Consider the following 16,777-nt stretch of genomic DNA (forward strand, 5'->3'; position numbering starts at 1 on the left):
GCCGGAACTAGCATGGTTACCACTGCCACAGCCACTGCCACGGGAAGGAGACCGGAAATGCTGAGCGCAAACGCGCGGCGCGAGGAGATCTACCACCTTGCCGTGACCACCGGTCTGGCCTCCGTGGAGGAGCTTTCCGCCCGGTTCGAGGTGACCGCGTCCACCATCCGCCGCGACCTGGCGCTGCTGAACGGGCAGGGCCGGCTGGCCCGCACCTACGGCGGCGCCATGGCGCTGGGCGCGCACCCGGAAGCGTCGTTGCGGCAGCGCACGGGCGAGGCGTTCGAGCAGAAACACGCGATCGCCCGCTGGGCTGCAGCCGTGATCAGGCCCGGGGAGAACATCCTGCTCGACGCCGGCTCCACCGTGGGTGCCCTGGCCCATGAACTGCGCGGCTTCGAGAAGCTGTCCGTGACCACCCCGGGCATCAACACCATGCAGGAACTGGCCGAGTCCGAGGGCATCGAGGTGGACTGCCTGGGCGGCCGGCTGCGCAGCCTTTCGCAGAGTTTTGTGGGACCGCTGGCCGAGGCCGCGCTGGAGCGGATGAGCTTCGACCGGGTCTTCCTCGGCGCCGACGCCGTCACCGCCGAGGACGGCATCTGCGAAGCCGACCACGCCCAGACCCGCCTCAAAGAACTCATGGCCCGGCGGGGCCAGGAAGTTTACGTGCTCGCGGACTCGTCCAAGCTCGGCCAGCGGCCGTTCCACGCATGGGCACGGCTGGCGCTGCCCTGGACGTTGGTAACGGACGACGGCGCGAACCCGGAGCAGGTGCAGAAGTTCCGGGACGCGGGGGTCCAGGTTGAGGTGGCGAATGTTGTGCCATAAATCGCCTTCGTGGCGAAGGAGCTAGCCGCGAGCAGGGCCACCAAGAGGCCAGTAAAGGGGATCTCAAAATGAGTCGCAATTGCTAGGACGGCCGTTGTCAGTCACTGCCCAACTCAAAGTTGCTGCAGTCAGGGACCTATCCCGTTTTTCTGGGGCTTTTACGGAAGCGACAACCGTGTATTTGAGTGAAACGCTGGCTCAGTCGCATCACTATGTCCATCACCATCACGGCAGCAGCGGCCCTCGAGACAGGGCTGCCGGCTTTAGGCAGGAGGAATCTGATGAAGATGAGGCTGGGCGGTCCGTAAGGCTGCTTATTACCTGGAATGGGGCCAAACGATGTCGGGGGGTAGTTCTGCGGCTTTGGCGCCGGCGGGATGATTTCGGTAAAGGCACCCATCAGTGATGGCCTTGTTGTCGGTTTTACATGTGCCTCCGGTCCGACTCCTCGGCACCACCAGCGTAATGCAGGTCTAGGCCTGTTCTCGCATAAGTAGCTATAGTCATCTCGTGCGCGGTGGCACGCGGCAATCTATTCCTTCATCTGTAGTCTCGGGGGGGGGCAGCTGTGAACAACGAAGTAATTTGCAAGGCAGGCAAGTATGTTTGACGGCCGGGAGCAGCGCGCGTTACGTGCAGAGGAGAAACGCAGCAAAAAGCTGGCCTCACAGCGGGAAGCCCGACTCGCAGCTGCCCTCCGTCGACCTGATGGCTCTTACGCAGCTATGCCTTCGGCGTCTTTCATTGGTGCACGGGAGAGCCTCATTGCTTACCCTGATTCCATAGTGATTCAGAAAGCAACAGATCAGGGCTGGGTGCGCGAAAAGCGCTATTTGATTCAGGATATAGACAGGTTCCTGCGGTCCGATGGCGCGGAAGAAGCAGTGGCGGTTATTCCGAAGCACTCCAGCATTATCGTTCTAGATGTTTCTGCAAACCCCTGGGCTGTTTCCGCCTATTCTGAAGAGAATCCACGTTCTGGCATGCTATGCAGGAGTTAGCCCCATCGGTGCCGGTGGAAACGGTGACAAGCCCCAAAGCTGCCATTGCCGGGCTTTGCCGTGGCGTCCGCGACCCCGCCAGGCTAGCGGAACTTCCATTTGAAATTGGTTTTTCAAAGTTTCCCGAATTTTCCGCTTCGCGTCTATTGCATAACGACTATGATTCAATTGCCCTCGATACCACAAGGAAGAAGATAGGGATCCTCAACAAGGAACTCATGGCGGGAAGGATATTCCAAGCGGCGGACGTCATGTCAGTTGAAGTCTACGAAGATGGTCGTACGATCTCCCAGGCGAGTCGTGGGCGACAGGTCGGCGGAGCGCTGGTTGGAAACATCATCGCGGGCGGACCTGGCGCCTTAATCGGAGGCCTCGGGGCCAGAGTAAGAAGCCGTGACGAGATTCATGATCTGACTTTGAGGCTCACTGTAAACGATGAAGAATTCCCGATCTTTGACCTGCGACTAAACAAAGCCGTTGTGCTCAAGGGCTCTGTTTTGCACTCAAAACTCAGCACTGCAGCTAGAGGTTGGGCGTCTATGGTCGAGGCGATGATGAGTAACGCTGGACCCAGTCTCCAAGCGTCCGAGGCTTCACGCGAAGAAGAGTCTCATCATTCTGCGCCGAGTATGCATGGACTGGCAGATGAATTGGCCAAGCTGTCAGCCTTGCGGGCAAGCGGCGTGCTTACCGAGGAGGAATTCAACAGACTGAAGCAGCGCCTCTTGTCTTGAAACGGTGAATTCAGATTACCGCGGTATGCCGTTTGGAAAGCTTGGCTGGTATCTGCCCCTTACCACCCATCTTAGAGATACAAATAACGTACTCCAGTTGTCCCGTCGCATATCCACCTGAGCTCGGAATTCTGGTGGTGGCCGGAAAGGTGTCGGCCACCTCTTCGCACCGATGAACATGGAGTCACTGCATTCAATTGGATATATCTCGTTGCAGGCGCATTGACGGGCAGGGCGGACCAGCCGCACCTACGGCGCAGCCATGGCGCTGGGCGTCGCACCCGGAGGCGTCGCTGCGGCAGGGCATCGGCGAGGCATCCGAGCAGAAACACGCCATCGCCAGGTGGGCCCCATCTGTGATCCGGCCCGGAGAAACCATCCTGCTCCATGCCGGCTCCGCCGTAGGCACCCTGCCCCACGAACTGTGCGGGTTCCAGAAGCTCTCCGTGACGCCGGGCATCAACACCATGCAGAAACTGTCAGACGCGAAAGGCATCGAGTGAACTGACTGGGCGGCCGGTTCCGCAGCGTGAGCCAAAGCTTCGTCGGGCCATTGCGGGGGTGCGCCTTGGCTGGCTTCTAAGCGTTTGTACCGCCTGGTTCCTCTACGTGGCGTTCCTGGGGATCCTAACGATCGCCGGGAAGCCCGGTAGAAACCCCGGTGCCATCGCACTGGCCACCACCACCGTGGCGGTTCTTTACGCCATCATCTGGATGAGGTGTGAAAGGTGGTAAAAGTGACCCGGCATGAGGAAGGCGGACGCGAGATGACCCGCGCCCGCCTTCCTGCTATTGGTCCTAGCCGATCTTGGTCCAAGTGCCGCAGCGAGATGACTCGAAGCCTTCCCCCGCGTAGACCGTTACGGTGACCCCGTCGGGCGCGAACCCGACGAAGTCGTTTGCGATGATGTCTCCGCCGCCAGTGTTTCGTGACCAGTAGCAGTCCTTGATGGCAGGCTTGGTTTTCCAGGTGCCCGGCTCCATGGTCTGACCGACGATTTTGTTGCCGTCCGTCATCTTTATCGCAGTGACAGCTTCTTGCAGGACGGCGGCGTGCGGGGCGTCAGGGCAGACCCACAGCGCGGCTTCAGCTTCTGCTTTGCGTGCTGGCGTCGTCACTTCGTCAGCGTAGGAGCTTGTGACCTTGGCGCAGAGCTTCATGATGTTGCCGACCAGGTAGCCGGGAGCGCTTACGTCGACGCCCTTGGCAGCAACGAAGTCCACGACCTTCTGTTCGCTCGGAATCAGCGTGGGCTTATCGCTCGGATACTTGCCCCCGATCTTCACGGAGCATTCGCTTCCGAACCTGTAGTCAGAGCTTGCCCATACTTCCTTGTAGGACTTGTAGGTGGGCTGGGTGCTGCTCCACGTGCCGCACGTGTAGGTGTAGCGAGTGGCGATCTTCGCTTCCTCGGCCGCGACCTTGGCCGCCTCTTCCTTAGCCTTGACGGCTGTGAGGAATTCCTGCTCCGTCATGTTAACGGTGACGTCGATGTAGTCCTCCTTGGATGCCTTGCCCGCTGCAGGGTTCATGGAAACGGCGATTACGGACTCGTTGGGCACGATGTTGGTGGTCCACTTCTTGCCGTCGCTACCAACGAGGCGGGCGTAGTAGTCGCTCTTGTTCAATGTGGATCGAGCGGCCAAGTATGTTTGGCCGACGACGTCCGGGACAGGCCGAGCAGCCGGGGTCGGCTTGGCGCTTGCCGAAGTTGAGGCGGGCGAGGAGTCGCTGGCTTGTTGCCCTCCCCCACAAGCGGTCAGTGTGATAGTTACAGCTGCCAACAGGGCAAGTATGCGAAGCTTCATGTCCTCTAATTTTCGTTCAAGTGCGGTGATTGTTCGACTGCGTGGGCGGCGAAGGGGTTTGTGGCCAGGTCGTGCTGGCCTAGATGTTGAAGGTTCCCAGGGCGGCGGAACTACCCGATCTTGGTCCAGGTTCCACAGCGGGACGATTTGAAACCTTCCCCCGTATGAACGGTTACAGTTACGCCCTCGGGAGCGAAATCTATGATGTCGTTGTCGATGATTTCGCCGCCGCCGGTGCTGCGGGACCAGTAGCAGTCCTTCACGCCGGGCTTGGTTTTCCAGGTTCCTGGCTCCATCGTTGTGCCGACCGTCATATTTCCATCGACAACCTTGCTTTGAGTGACGACGCCATGGAGGTCTGCCGCGTGCGGGGCATCCGGGCAAACTGTCAGCGCCGCCTCAGCTTCGCCCTTACGTTCAGGAATCGTGGGCAGGTCGGTGTAGTTGAGTTCGAGCTTCGCGCAGAGGGCCATGATCCGCTCGATGGTGTGGTTCGCGTCCGTGACCTTCACGCCTTTGGACGTTACTAAATCGACGAGTTTCTGCTCGCTGGGGAGCAGGTCGTAACTGCCATCGGCCCTGCAGGTGCCCCCATGCGTGTAGTCGCCGCTGGCCCAGAGTTCCTTTAGGGATTTGTGCTTGGTGCTGCCGCATGTATACGTGTAGCGCGTTGTGATACTGGCTTCAGCTTCTGCCACAGCAACTGCCTCGTCCTTCGCCTTCGCCCCCGCCAGGAAGTCCTTTTCGGTTACGTTCACCTTGACGTTAACTGTCGCGTTCGCGGAGACGCCGCCCGCCCCAGGTGCTGTTGAAACCGTCAGGACTGTTTCGTCCGGAACAGTTTCACTGGCCCACTTCAAACCGTCCGGGCCGTAGATGCTGGCGTAGTAGCTAACCTTGCCCAACTCCGATTTGGCTTCCAGGATGGTCTTTCCTACAACATCAGGGACCTTCGCCCTGGCAGGCACCGTGGATGCGGGTTTGGTCGCCGCAGCGGAGGACGTCTGCTTCTCCCCTCCCCCACAGCCGGTAAGCGAGATAGCGATGGCTGCCAAAACGGCAGGGATAGAGAGCTTCATGTCCCCCAATTTCCGGTTTCGAGGTGCGGTGATGGTGCCCCGCCTGGGTAGGGCGGAACGTGGTGATGGCATAACGGTAATGGCCGGAACGGCAGTGTCCGTCAGTGATGCGGCCACTTGATCTTTTGTCCTGACGCCGCAACCGTTCAGAATTGAACCCCTCGCCGGACCGCATCGTTCCTCTAAAGATGACTCAGAGGCCGGGGAAGTGCATCCTCCGCGCGAGGCAGGACATTTCGGCCCAACCAGAACGGTCCAAGTCCTTGCCTACATAGACACGGACTTGGACCGCCGAGACCCCGAGAATCCGATTAGAGAACTTCGCAAGCTTTCAGCTCGACGCCGAGGTCCCCGCCATCCTGGAACGTGCCCCGGACGGTGATCGTGCTTTCGGGCACAACAGTGGCTGCCTTCGCCGCCGTTACATCACTGCAGTTGACGGTCAAAAAGCTGTACTGGTCACCGTTGTCGAGCCTCACGATGTACTGATCCTTGTCAAGGAATTCAGTGTCGACCTTATCGACGCTGCCGGTGACCTGCAGAACTTTCCCCTTATACTTCGCATCGGCAGCGGCCTCGTTGCCCTTGAAGTCTGCGAGTAGTGTAGCGGCATCAACCGCCACAGCTTCCGGAGCCGCTGCCTGGGCAGGGGGCGCAGCCGGCTCAGGCGCCGCCGGCGCTGCTGCTGGAGCAGCCGGTGCTGGAGCCGCAGCAGATGCCGCTGCCGGTGCTTCCGTGACCGGAGCGACAGTAGCTTCAGAATCCTTTTTGCCCGCGTTTGCCATGGACGAAATGATCATTAACGCGACAAGGATCAGCGGGAGAATGAAGCGCTTCTTCTTGAACCAAGGGCGTGATGCCTTGCGGTATGCCTTGTCCGCTGCCGCTTGTGCCTTGGCGTCACCTTTGGCCTCTTGGACGGTTGCATTTTCTGTCATGTCATTCCCCTCTAATTTTTTGATTCATTGAGTGACACCCGGATTACTGCTTCCGGAGGTGCAATTTCTTTCACCACATCAGTAGCCGGCGTACGGCTTACGGCCAGCGGTAAAGTCAGTTCGTCGTTTCCTTGAGATTGACGTGGAGACCGCTATCCGGGTGGTAGTTCCACGAAACGCTGAAATCATCCCAGCTGTCCCTCTGCGTGCCATCGAGCGCCCTCGTGGTGCCCATCTGGTCGTTGATGGAGTCGGGCATGTTGAGTGCTTCCAAGACGCAGTCCACCTGCGTCATGGAAAGCCCCGAATAGTCATCCTTACCCTCGCTGTCCAAGGACAAGCTATGGCCATCGTCGCCGAGCTTCGCCGACGTTCCCTCGGACGTTAGTTTGCACTTTTCAACGGCTTCCGGCAGTGGCCGAGGCTTCTGGGCTTCGGCTTCAGCGGCGGCTCTTACACGGGCGTCGTTTACTGCAGCCGTGGCAATAGATGTTCCTGCGATGCCAATCAGTACCCCGAGAATAAGGCCAGCAACACCGAATTTGAGCCCCGCCGGTGTGGGCTTTCTTTGAACATTGCGCGGAGGCTTACCGGCACTAAGCGTGTGTGGGTGGTTGCCCTGCTCGGCGTCCGGTTGGAATGAGTAGGGACGACCTGCCTGTGGCTGGTTCTGTCCCTGCTGAAGGCTCGGATAGGGCTGATCTTGAGGGGCCGGCGTGTACGGTTGCCCTCCTGATTCGGGTGCTGTCAACGGGTCCCCCGTAGAAGTTTTGCGTTGGACCCGCAACCGTTGAGCGCCTTCAGCAGCATGACTGGTGCGACAGTAGTGAATTTAGACTTCATTTTCCCCCGATACAACAAGAACGCGGCATAAGCACTTGAAGATGTGCTTCCTAGATTTGCCTTCGTCAACCTTACATTTCGGGTTTCAGCAAACACCCAGCAAGGGGCCAGGTTACGCTCAGGTTTGGCTCAAGAATTGATCAAGTATTCCGCATGGCTACGACCGGCACGAAGAGGAGCCCTGGAATGCTGAGCGCAAGCGCACGGCGCGAGGAGATCTACCACCTTGCCGTGACCACCCGCCTGCCGGGACCGCAACTCCGCCAGAACGCTCTCCGCGGAGGCTTCACCGGTGCGCACGGCAGAGGCGAGCGCGGTGGCTTCGCGGAGTGCAGTCTTCATAACGGAACGTATCAGGACGATGTCCACCCGAAATCATTCACCCGTCTGACTGTACGATCTTGCTAGCCCAGTAGGGGCGGCAGATTTACGAGCTGAAGGATTATGGGGGAAGTCTTAATGCCGGAATTGAGACGCATCTATTGGACCCGCACAGGTTTGCGGCTGGCATACCTGGCCGTCATGCTGTGGCTGGTGTCTGCAGCACTAGTGTCGCTCACGTCCAACATGCAGCCCGGTGCGGCGCCGCGCCAATCCTCCAGCTCAGGTGTAGGTGTGGTCCGCGAGGTGTTCAGCGACATGTTCGACGGCGTCCTGGCCGCGGTAATACCACCGGGCCTGTTTGCCGTCGCACTTGTCATCGTCGCCGCCGTCGTGAACGCCCGGGACATCCGCCGCCGGGATCCGGTGCGCCGTTTCAGCAGCCAGCAGCGCCGGAAGGGCATGGCCCGCGCGGACGGCCAATGCGAGATGGAGGCAGGTTTCCGGGGGCGTTGTTCCCGGCCCGCTGAGCACGGCGACCACTTCTATCCCTGGTCAAAGGGCGGGTCCACCAGCCTGCAGAACTTTGTCGCCGCCTGCGCCAGGTGCAACCGCGCCAAGGGCGCCCGCATCCCCTCACCGGGCCAGCAGGGGAGGCTGGAACGACGACGGCGGGACTACCTACCGCCGGAGTCTTCCGTCAGCGTTGGTGAACGGCAGCCCCTCCCCTGACTTCGGTCTGGCTCGGGAAACCTGGCGGAGTGCGTCCGGTGGGCGGCGCCCGGTCAGGGGTCAAGCCGCCTGCGCAGGAGGCAGAATTCGTTGCCCTCAGGGTCGGCCAGGACGTGCCACTGCTCGTCACCCGTCTGCCCGACGTCGGCCGGCCGTGCCCCAAGGCCAAGCAGCCGTTCCAGCTCGGCGTCCTGGTCCCGGTCCACAGGGTTGATGTCGATGTGCAGGGGAAGGCGCCCGGGCCGCGGGTTGCTGCTCGGGCTCAGGATGATGGTCGGCTGCAGACCGCCGAACCCCGCGTCCGGCGGGCCGATCTCGATGGCCCCGTCTTCCCTGTCGAGCTCGACATATCCGAGGACCCCGCTCCAGAACCCCGCCAGGAGTTCCGGATCGGCGCAGTTGAGGACCAGTTCGCTAATACGGGAGACCATGGACCCCAGTGTACGGAGGCCCTACCCCAACAGCCAGCAATCCGAACGGTCAGCAAACGGCGGCTTGTCCAACAAACCCGTCACACCGGTAGGCTGGAACTCCCAAGACCCACAAAGCGAGGCATAACGTGCACCAGGACGCCGCCCGGTTCCTGTCCCAGCCGGTGGCCGCCCAGCCCGGCTCACCCCTCCGCGTCGCGGTGTACTCCCGGATCGCCGAAGCCATCCGCAACGGCCTCCTCACGCCCGGCTCCATGCTCCCCACCGAAACCGAACTCGGCGCCGACATGAAAGTCAGCCGCACGGTGGTCCGCGAAGCCCTCATGCTGCTCGAGGAGGACGGGCTCATCAGGGCAAGGCGCGGCGTCGGACGCTTCGTCTCGGACACACTTCCCCGCATCGGCATCGAACGCATCCGCCCCTTCGAGGAAGTCCTCGGCAGCCCCGGGCAGCAGCTCGAGGTCAAGCGCATCCAGGTGGTGCGCCAGCCCGCGTCCGAGTTCGCCGCCCCCGGCGTCGGCGTCGAGCCGGGCACCGACTGCTGGCTCTGGGAATCCGTCCTGATCCGCGACGGCGAAGCCATCGCCCACCTGCAGGAAAACATCTCCGCCCAGCCGGTCAGCCTCGGCAAAAGTGCCGCCGCGCCCCTTGACATAAAGGACGACGGCGGTGCCACCTTGCTTGCCGCGCTCAACAACCAGCTGGGCCGGCTGCCCGGGCCCGGCGAGTGCCAGATCAGCCTCAGCCAGGTGGGGCCCAGCCGTGCGAAGCTGCTGGACCTGCGCCCGTCCGATCCCGTGCTGGTCCTCACCCAGTACGTTCGATACGGCAACCAGCCCTTCTACCTGGCCAAGTGCCTGATCGCCGCCAGGGCCGGGCACCTCTCCGTGATGCAGTCGTTGCAGTCTTAGGGCGTGTTCGGCTTGGTCCCTGCTGTGGTGTTTCTCCGGCTGACCTCAGTGGCGCCCGTATAGGTCAGCTCCGCGGCATTCCTATAATCAGGGAATGAGGCCTCATCCGCAGGTATTGATTGAGCGCGCGGTGCAAGAGTACGGGGAGGCCGAAGTCGTTGACTGGGCGGCGTCGCTGCTTTCCGGACAGGTCGTTCAGGAGCTTCTTGATATCGGCCTGCTTGGCGGATCGACGGGTTGGGCGCCGTACTGGAGCAGGGTGTGGGGTGCGAGAGCCTTCCTTTATGTGTGGAACGAATCAGCAGCCCCATCTGTCATTGGCGGTCTCAGTGATGAGCACTGGCGAGTCCGGGAGATGTGCGCCAAAGTCTGCCGCCACCGGGAGCTGACACAGGGATCGGCCGCACTGGTCGAACTGGCCACAGATGAGAACGAGCGCGTGCGATTGTCAGCGCTGCGGGCTATCGGCGACATTTGTGAGGCGGATTCGGCGGGCCCCCTGCTAGCCAAGCAATTTCCGCATCACCGCGAAGCGGCTGTTGCGGAAGCTGCACTGCGCCGCATGGAGCAGAGGCTGGATCGGCGGCTGCATTGACTCTGCCCTCGGCGAGCGTGCAAGACTGCTCCTGGCAGCTGCGGGCAGCACTGTCATCTTTGTGAATACTCCTAAATCCAGAGGAGGCACCGTTGAACGACGAAACGGGCCAAAGCGACCAGATCAACCCTGAGCCGCCTGCGGCTGGTGACGAAACTGCCACGCTGCTGGGGTTTCTGGAGCGACAGAGGTCCACCTTTGCGTGGAAAACCGATGGGCTTGACGAGGTCGGCTTGCGGGCGACCCTGGCCCCCTCGTCGATGACTTTGGGCGGCCTGCTTAAGCACTTGGCCCGTTTCGAGGACGACATGTCCACGGAATGGTTGCATGGCCGGAGGCAACTGCCGCCGTGGAACGCCGTGGACTGGGATGCCGATCCTGACTGGGACTGGAACTCGGCCAGCGAGGATTCTCCCCAAGAGCTCTATGCAAGGTGGCGCGACGCAGTGATCCGCTCCCGTGCCTTATTCGCGGAGGCGCTTGCAGACGGCGGTCCGGGCCGCCAGGGCACAGTTGCTTCCAACCCCGACGTCGAGCTTCCTAGTCTGCGCTACATCCTCCTCAACATGATTGAGGAATACGCACGGCACAACGGCCATGCTGACCTCCTCCGGGAGTCGGTAGACGGCCTCGTGGGACAAGACCCGCCGGCGTGAAGCCATGCTTCCCCCAGCAGCCACCCAACGGCCTTTCGTACCCCTTCTGGCCACAGACCGTCCCCGGAGTTTTTGTCCAGCTATGCCGACTTCGAGCTTCCGGAACCCTGCATAGCTGGACAAAAACTCCTTAGTGGGTGGGCCGGGCGTTAGGCGGCCGACCCTGCTGAGGCGAGCGCCGCCGTCGTACGCTGCTCGAAGCCAAGCAGCGTCTCCACCAGGTGCGGGACGAAGTCCTCCTCGAGCGAAAGCACCACCCTGCACCGCGCGCCCGCCACCGGAGGGTAGCCCGAATACAGCCCCCGGAGGTCGCAGATGGTCTGCCCGCGCCCCGGCCCGTCAGTGGTGTCGACGGCGGCCCGCACCACGGGCGCAACGGCAGCCTTAACAGCACCAACCGCGAGCGCCGCCGCCAGCGGATCGTGCATGGCGGAGCAGGGCCGGCCGTAAATGTCCTCGTAGAACCGGAAGTAGTAGCCCAGCATCTCCCCCAGTACCTGCGGCACCGGCGAAGAGGACGCAAGCAGCTGCTGCCGGTGCGTCTCCTCCAAGACAGAGTTCATGGTCACGTCCAGCGGCACCAGGGTCACGTCCCAGTCGGCGGCCAGCACCAGGGCGGCGGCCTCGGGATCGTTGAAGATGTTGGCCTCGGCCACCGGGGTGATGTTCCCGGGGGCAAGGGCAGCCCCGCCCATCACCGTGACGGACTCCACCAAAGACGGCAAGGCAGGCTCCAGCCGGAGCGCCTCGGCGATGTTGGTCAGCGGCCCGATCGCCAGCACCTTCAACGTCCCCGGGTACGCAAGGGCCAACCGGACCAGCATCTCAGCCGCGGACTCGGACGCAACGGGAGCAGCCGCCGTCGGAAGCGTTACCCCGCCGATCCCGTTCTCGCCGTGCACCCACGGCGCCCCGCCGCCGAAGGAACCGGCAAGGGGGTCATGTGCACCAAGGGCCACGGGCACATCAGTAGAGCCGGCAAGCGCCAGCAGGTCCAGGGTGTTGCGGGCGCCGGCGGCGGCACTGACGTTGCCGCTGACGGTCCCGATCCCGACCACATCAGCAAAAGGAGAGGCCAGCAGGTAGGCCAGGGCGAGGGCGTCGTCGATGCCGGTGTCGCAGTCCAGGTAGAACGGGGAGGGCGTGGTCATGGTGGTTCTCCTACAGTAAAAAGGGTTTAGACGGTCTCGCCCTTCGGGGCGGCGACGAAGAGGCTGACGATGAACGCGGCGGCGGTGATGGCCACCGAGATCCAGAGGGCGGTGGCGTACCCGGCGGCGGTGGCCTGGGCGGCGAACGGCGCCACGAGGACGACGCCGAGGCTCGCCCCGATGCCGAAGGAGGCACCGTTGATGCCGGGCAGGGCGGCCGGGGCTTCCTTGGGTGAGAGGAGCACCGAGAGCCCGTTGATGGCGGTGAGGAAGAAGCCGTTGTAGAAGATGCCGAGGGCCGCGACGGCGATCAGCACCGCCGCCTGGTTGTCCGAGAACGTGGCGGCGGCGATGGCGCACACGAGGCTGAGCCCCGTGCCGAACCGGAGGGTTTTGATCCAGCCGCGGCGGTCGGCCAGCCATCCGGCCAGCGGCGCGGCGAACACGCCGATCAGCGCGGCGGGGGTGAGGAACAGCAGCGCCGAGATGGAGGCGGTAAGCCCGAAGCCGCCGTCGGGATCCTGGCTAAGCAGCACCACGGTGAAGTTGATGATGGCGAAGATCCCGGCCAGGGTGAGGACGGTGGTGGCGATGACCGGCCACACCTGGCGGGAGCGCAGGTGGTGGACGGCGATCAGCGGGTGGCTGCGGCGTTTCTCGATGATCCAGAAGGCGGCGAAGGACGCGACGGTGGCGGCCAGCAGCGCCAGCGTGCTCGGTGCGGTCCAGCCTGCTGCCGAACCGCCGGAGACGAAGTACGTGATGAACACCAGGAACAGCGAGAGGGATCCGGCGCCCCACCAGTCCATGGCGCCGCGCACGCCGTGCGGCCGTCCGGCCGGGACGATTTTGATGATGCAGGCGGCGGCGATGGCGGTGAGGACCAGGACCACGACGAAGATGGACCGGAAGCCGAGGGTCTCGGCCATGAGTCCGCCCACGTAGCCGTCCACGCCGCCCACTCCCCCGTTGATGGCGGCGATGATGCCCACGGAGGTGCCGAAGACTTTGGCGTGCAGGTTTTCGCTGAGCACGATGTAGGCGAGGGCGAAGACGGCGCTGGAGACGCCCTGCAGGAACCGGCCGGTGACCAGCAGTTCCAGGGTGGGGGCGGTGATGCAGAGGACGGTGCCGGCGCCCATGATCCCCAGGACCAGGAGCAGCGCGGCGCGGCGGCCGATGAAGTCGCTCCACCGGCCGATCACGGGCCCGGCGATGGCGCCGGACAGGAAGAACATGGACTGGACGGGGGCGGCGCTGTCGGCGCCCTGGCCGAATTCTGCGGCGATCTGCGGCAGTGCAGGGGTGACCATGCTGGCGTTGAGCTGGAAGGACAGCACGCCGAGCAGCAGGGTGGAGATCAGCAGGGCGGCGCGGCGGCCGGCGAACTTTGTTTCGTCGGGAAGGACGACGGCGGAGGCGGCCTCCGCGGAAGGCGCGGCGGCCGCAGGGGTTGGGGTGTTCACATCAAACTCCTTTGTTCTGCAGGCTGGTCCTGCGCTTGGGATGTGAGTTGTTATACAACCATGTATGACGCACAAGTACAACCGTGGTCTACACTATTTCTCAATCCGGCCGCTTCCGGCCCCTCCCCCGTTAGGACTTCCCATGAGCACTCGACTTCCTGCCGTCACCGTCGTCGGCAGCATCAACCTGGACCTGATCGCCACCGCCGAGCGGCTGCCCACTGCCGGCGAAACCATCGGCGGCGCGGCGCTGTCCGAACAGCCCGGAGGCAAGGGTGCGAACCAGGCCGCCGCAGCAGCGCGGCTGGGCGGCAGTGCCCGGATGGTCGGCGCCGTGGGCAATGATGCGAACGGGCAGCGGATGCTCTCTGCCTTGGCTGGTGCCGGCGTGGACACCGCGGACGTAGCCGTCCTGCCGGAGCCAACCGGGACGGCGCTGATCGTGGTGGACCGCGACGGCGAGAACCAGATCGTTGTTTGCCCGGGCGCCAACTCGCACCTGTCCCTGGACGGCGTGGAGTTCGGTCCGGAGGAGACGGTGCTGTGCCAGCTGGAGGTTGGCCTGCCCGTGGTGCTGGAGGCCGCACGACGTCATGCCGGCTACTTCGTGCTGAACGCGGCGCCGGCCATGGACCTCCCGGCGCAGCTGCTGGAGCGCTGCGACCTGGTGATCGTGAACGAGAGCGAGTACGGCCTGATTCCTGCCCTCGCCTCGGCCAAACTGGTGGCGGTGACGTACGGCGGGGACGGCGCGGCGATGTTCGAGCGCGGACGGAAGGTGGCCGAGGCGCCGTCCGCCGCGGTGACGGTGGCAAACACCATCGGCGCCGGCGATGCCTTCTGCGCGGCCCTGGTCCTGGCGCTGCGGCAGGGGCTGGACTACGCACGCGCGCTTGCTGTGGCCAACGTGGTGGGTGCGGATGCCGTGGGTGATCCGTCCTCGCAGCCGGATTTGGCACAGCTGGGTTTCTACGTTGAGCGCACTGCCGTGTCCGGGGTTGCGCGGTGAGTATTGCGTTCAGGCAGGCGGTGCCGTCGGATTTTCCGGAGGTCCGGCGGATCACCCGCGAGGCTTACCTGCGGGCGGGTCACTTCTCCGCCGACCACCCGTACATGAGCGTGCTGGAGGACGTGGAGCACCGGGCAGAGCATGCACAGGTGTGGGTGGCCGAGGCCGCCGGGCGGGTGGTGGCGGCGGTGACGCTAACATTCGCCGGCCAGCCGTACAGCGAGACCGCCCAGGATGGGGAGATGGAGTTCCGGATGCTGGCGGTGGACCCGGCGTGCCAGGGCGGCGGAGTAGGCCGAGCCGTTGTCCGCAAGATCGTGGAGCACGCCCGGCATCTGCCGGGCGTCGAGGCGATCAGCATCACCAGCGCCACATTCATGGAGCGCGCCCACGGCTTGTATAAGTCGCTCGGCTTCCGGCGGGCGCCGGATCGGGACTGGTACGTGCCCGGCGAGGACGTGCTGCTGTGGGTGTTCACACTCGAGCTAGATGTACAACCTGTCGACGCAGACGGTGATTGAGCCTATCGAAACCTAGCTTGTTGAAACCTGGCTTCCGGTAGTGCCCGCCCCCCACGGGCCGCCGCGACCTGGCGCTGCTGAACGGGCAGGGCCGGCTGGTCCGCACCTACGGCGGCGCCATGGCCCTCGGCACCCACCCGGAAGCATCGCTGCCGGCGGCAGCGCACCGGCGAGGCATTCGAGCAAAAGCACGCCATCGCCCGCTGGGCAGCGTCCGTGATCCACACCGGGAAGAACATACTCCTCGACGCCGGCTTCACCGTAGGTGCCCTGGCCCACGAGCTGCAGGGGTTCGAAAAGCTGTCCGTGACCGCGCTGGATCCGGGAGGCGGGAGGTGCGGGTTGAGGTGGCGAACGTCGGCGGCTGAGACGATTCTGCTTGTCCAGTTGAAGTTTTTTGCTGCTGCCGTGCAGCCGGAACTCCTGAAATGTTCCATCCATTGTTGTCAAATACTCGGAGTTCTTGCTTTCCTGGGCATGCGCTTCGCTGAGCTGCTGGGTGACAGTATTCAAATGAATCTCCGTCCTGTGAGCGGGAGTCTTTAGCGTCGCGGGTCGTGTTGGCGGTGTTGTTCTCGCGCCCGCGCCAGGGCCAGCAGGTGGTGCAACCCCCATCTCATCGGGGTTACTTTGCCTCAACGACTCAGGTCCGAGTTCCAAGAGCCCGACGGCTGGGTACCCTTGCAATATGTGTGCAGAGGGACAAGTCACTCCTGCTGATCTCTCACGTGAGCTCGGTGTGGACCAGATCCGGATTCGCGACTATTTGCGTAGCCAGTACGGCACCTTGCCGGCAGGCGAGTCACGCTGGTGCCTAACCCGCGAGCAAGCGAATGACGTACGACGTTACTTCCGCCGCTGACCTTTCTGGTGCTGGCGGCCGACGCGCAGAAAATGCTCCGCCACGTGCGCGCGCCTTTTGCACTGCGCCTGGGCTACGCCCTCAGTTCCGCGATCTATTCAGGCACGACGCCGGGAACAACCGTGGTGTTCCAGCCAGCCGTGATGCCGGCTGGTGTCCCAACCATGCCGCTCGGAAAATCCGTCCACCGACAAGGACACCATCAAGATTATCTCCCGCATTGAGTACTTCCGGCGCAGGTTAAGCAGTAAACTGCCCGACGCATCCTAGATGAATTTGACTTCAATCCCCACGGAGCCGAAAGTCCCGATCAGCATGGATTTCGTATTCTCAGTCGCCTGTTTCAGAAGCTCCGACTCTTGAGCTGCGGCCGCCATCTTCGTTTCAGCCATCACAAAGAACTGCTTCTGCTTTGGAGTCTCTATCGCATCGGCAATGCGTTCGATGATGCCGCGGTCCTGGTCGTAGATACCGGACCTGTCGTGGTTGAGGTTGGGCTTGTCGAGTTTTGCCTCAGGCAACCGGATCGTCAAGGATTTGCCGTCCGGGGACAGGTTTAGGTCCCCGTCGGCAAAGCCCGAAAAATCAACGTAGGCATTGACTGTTCCGGCCCCGACAAACAGCGTGCGGCGCCCAGCGATGAATCCCGGGACCCAACCCGCCTCGTCTTCGATGTCGAGCAACACCTCAAAGTTCCCTACCGCAGCGTGGAATTGCTTGATGTCCTGTATGGACTTCAGCATTACGGGCTGGCTCCTGTCGACCTGGCTCCCTTGGAACCAGCTGGTGAACATGTTTATGACACCGAATCCGGTCAGCGTCAGCGCGACGAGGGCACCAACCACAACCAGGGCCGTGCCTTTCAAAAGCTTGCCGAGCATGAGTTC

General features: G+C 63.0%; 18 protein-coding genes and 1 pseudogene. 11 read left to right on the forward strand and 8 right to left on the reverse strand.

Annotation, left to right across the window (positions count from 1 at the left end; translation table 11 throughout):
* Window positions 1–57: 57 nt before the first annotated feature.
* The 4 genes from AC5RUQ_RS12175 to AC5RUQ_RS12190 all read left to right on the forward strand — a co-directional run bounded on the left by AC5RUQ_RS12175 (window position 58) and on the right by AC5RUQ_RS12190 (window position 3,069).
* Window positions 58–831: a DeoR/GlpR family DNA-binding transcription regulator gene (locus AC5RUQ_RS12175; protein ID WP_493947567.1), complete on the forward strand. Its 774-nt coding sequence runs from the start codon at window positions 58–60 to the stop codon at window positions 829–831.
* Window positions 832–1,433: 602 nt separating this feature from the next.
* A complete protein-coding gene (locus AC5RUQ_RS12180) occupies window positions 1,434–1,832 on the forward strand; it encodes a hypothetical protein (RefSeq protein ID WP_493947568.1) in 399 nt (132 codons plus the stop codon).
* A gap of 8 nt (window positions 1,833–1,840) precedes the next feature.
* The gene (locus AC5RUQ_RS12185) at window positions 1,841–2,566 is read left to right on the forward strand and encodes an SHOCT domain-containing protein (protein WP_493947569.1); all 726 of its coding nucleotides are present in this window, start codon (window positions 1,841–1,843) and stop codon (window positions 2,564–2,566) included.
* 197 nt (window positions 2,567–2,763) lie between these two features.
* Window positions 2,764–3,069, forward strand: coding sequence for a hypothetical protein (locus AC5RUQ_RS12190; RefSeq protein ID WP_493947570.1), 306 nt, complete (start codon window positions 2,764–2,766; stop codon window positions 3,067–3,069).
* 295 nt (window positions 3,070–3,364) lie between these two features.
* Here AC5RUQ_RS12190 and AC5RUQ_RS12195 read toward each other — a convergent pair whose 3' ends face one another.
* From AC5RUQ_RS12195 to AC5RUQ_RS12210, 4 genes are all read right to left on the reverse strand, one after another.
* Window positions 3,365–4,213, reverse strand: coding sequence for an Rv1352/Rv1906c domain-containing protein (locus tag AC5RUQ_RS12195; protein ID WP_493947571.1), 849 nt, complete (start codon window positions 4,211–4,213; stop codon window positions 3,365–3,367).
* A 272-nt stretch (window positions 4,214–4,485) separates the two neighbouring features.
* Window positions 4,486–5,454 (reverse strand): Rv1352/Rv1906c domain-containing protein, encoded by a 969-nt coding sequence (locus AC5RUQ_RS12200; RefSeq protein ID WP_493947572.1) that lies wholly within the window; start codon window positions 5,452–5,454, stop codon window positions 4,486–4,488.
* A gap of 311 nt (window positions 5,455–5,765) precedes the next feature.
* Entirely contained in the window at window positions 5,766–6,392 is a 627-nt protein-coding gene (locus AC5RUQ_RS12205) for an OB-fold protein (protein ID WP_493947573.1), read from the reverse strand.
* A 115-nt stretch (window positions 6,393–6,507) separates the two neighbouring features.
* Complete coding sequence (locus tag AC5RUQ_RS12210; RefSeq protein WP_493947574.1) at window positions 6,508–7,143, reverse strand: hypothetical protein; 636 nt, start codon at window positions 7,141–7,143, stop codon at window positions 6,508–6,510.
* Window positions 7,144–7,694: 551 nt separating this feature from the next.
* On the opposite strand from AC5RUQ_RS12210, the gene AC5RUQ_RS12215 reads away from it, so the two are divergent.
* A complete protein-coding gene (locus tag AC5RUQ_RS12215) occupies window positions 7,695–8,288 on the forward strand; it encodes an HNH endonuclease (protein WP_493947575.1) in 594 nt (197 codons plus the stop codon).
* A 53-nt stretch (window positions 8,289–8,341) separates the two neighbouring features.
* On the opposite strand, the gene AC5RUQ_RS12220 is transcribed toward AC5RUQ_RS12215, so the two are convergent.
* A complete protein-coding gene (locus AC5RUQ_RS12220; protein ID WP_256246204.1) occupies window positions 8,342–8,719 on the reverse strand; it encodes a VOC family protein in 378 nt (125 codons plus the stop codon).
* 128 nt (window positions 8,720–8,847) lie between these two features.
* Between AC5RUQ_RS12220 and AC5RUQ_RS12225 the strand changes: the two genes are divergently transcribed.
* From AC5RUQ_RS12225 to AC5RUQ_RS12235, 3 genes are all read left to right on the forward strand, one after another.
* Window positions 8,848–9,630: a GntR family transcriptional regulator gene (locus AC5RUQ_RS12225; RefSeq protein ID WP_493947576.1), complete on the forward strand. Its 783-nt coding sequence runs from the start codon at window positions 8,848–8,850 to the stop codon at window positions 9,628–9,630.
* 94 nt (window positions 9,631–9,724) lie between these two features.
* A complete protein-coding gene (locus tag AC5RUQ_RS12230; RefSeq protein ID WP_493947577.1) occupies window positions 9,725–10,225 on the forward strand; it encodes a HEAT repeat domain-containing protein in 501 nt (166 codons plus the stop codon).
* A gap of 92 nt (window positions 10,226–10,317) precedes the next feature.
* Entirely contained in the window at window positions 10,318–10,881 is a 564-nt protein-coding gene (locus AC5RUQ_RS12235) for a DinB family protein (RefSeq protein WP_493947578.1), read from the forward strand.
* 149 nt (window positions 10,882–11,030) lie between these two features.
* On the opposite strand, the gene AC5RUQ_RS12240 is transcribed toward AC5RUQ_RS12235, so the two are convergent.
* The gene (locus AC5RUQ_RS12240; protein ID WP_493947579.1) at window positions 11,031–12,032 is read right to left on the reverse strand and encodes a nucleoside hydrolase; all 1,002 of its coding nucleotides are present in this window, start codon (window positions 12,030–12,032) and stop codon (window positions 11,031–11,033) included.
* Window positions 12,033–12,058: 26 nt separating this feature from the next.
* Window positions 12,059–13,498, reverse strand: coding sequence for an MFS transporter (locus AC5RUQ_RS12245; RefSeq protein ID WP_493947580.1), 1,440 nt, complete (start codon window positions 13,496–13,498; stop codon window positions 12,059–12,061).
* A 142-nt stretch (window positions 13,499–13,640) separates the two neighbouring features.
* On the opposite strand from AC5RUQ_RS12245, the gene AC5RUQ_RS12250 reads away from it, so the two are divergent.
* From AC5RUQ_RS12250 to AC5RUQ_RS12260, 3 genes and pseudogenes are all read left to right on the forward strand, one after another.
* Complete coding sequence (locus tag AC5RUQ_RS12250) at window positions 13,641–14,507, forward strand: ribokinase (protein ID WP_493947581.1); 867 nt, start codon at window positions 13,641–13,643, stop codon at window positions 14,505–14,507.
* The gene (locus tag AC5RUQ_RS12255; RefSeq protein WP_493947582.1) at window positions 14,504–15,028 is read left to right on the forward strand and encodes a GNAT family N-acetyltransferase; all 525 of its coding nucleotides are present in this window, start codon (window positions 14,504–14,506) and stop codon (window positions 15,026–15,028) included. Before AC5RUQ_RS12250 ends, AC5RUQ_RS12255 begins: the two co-directional genes overlap by 4 nt.
* 53 nt (window positions 15,029–15,081) lie before the next feature.
* Window positions 15,082–15,340 (forward strand): annotated as a pseudogene (locus tag AC5RUQ_RS12260) (DeoR/GlpR family DNA-binding transcription regulator); the annotation flags it as partial.
* Between the two features lie 816 nt (window positions 15,341–16,156).
* On the opposite strand, the gene AC5RUQ_RS12265 reads toward AC5RUQ_RS12260, so the two are convergent.
* Window positions 16,157–16,771 (reverse strand): DUF4230 domain-containing protein, encoded by a 615-nt coding sequence (locus AC5RUQ_RS12265; RefSeq protein ID WP_493947583.1) that lies wholly within the window; start codon window positions 16,769–16,771, stop codon window positions 16,157–16,159.
* Between the last annotated feature and the right edge of the window lie 6 nt (window positions 16,772–16,777).

The organism is Arthrobacter sp. MDT2-3, assembly GCF_059090465.1.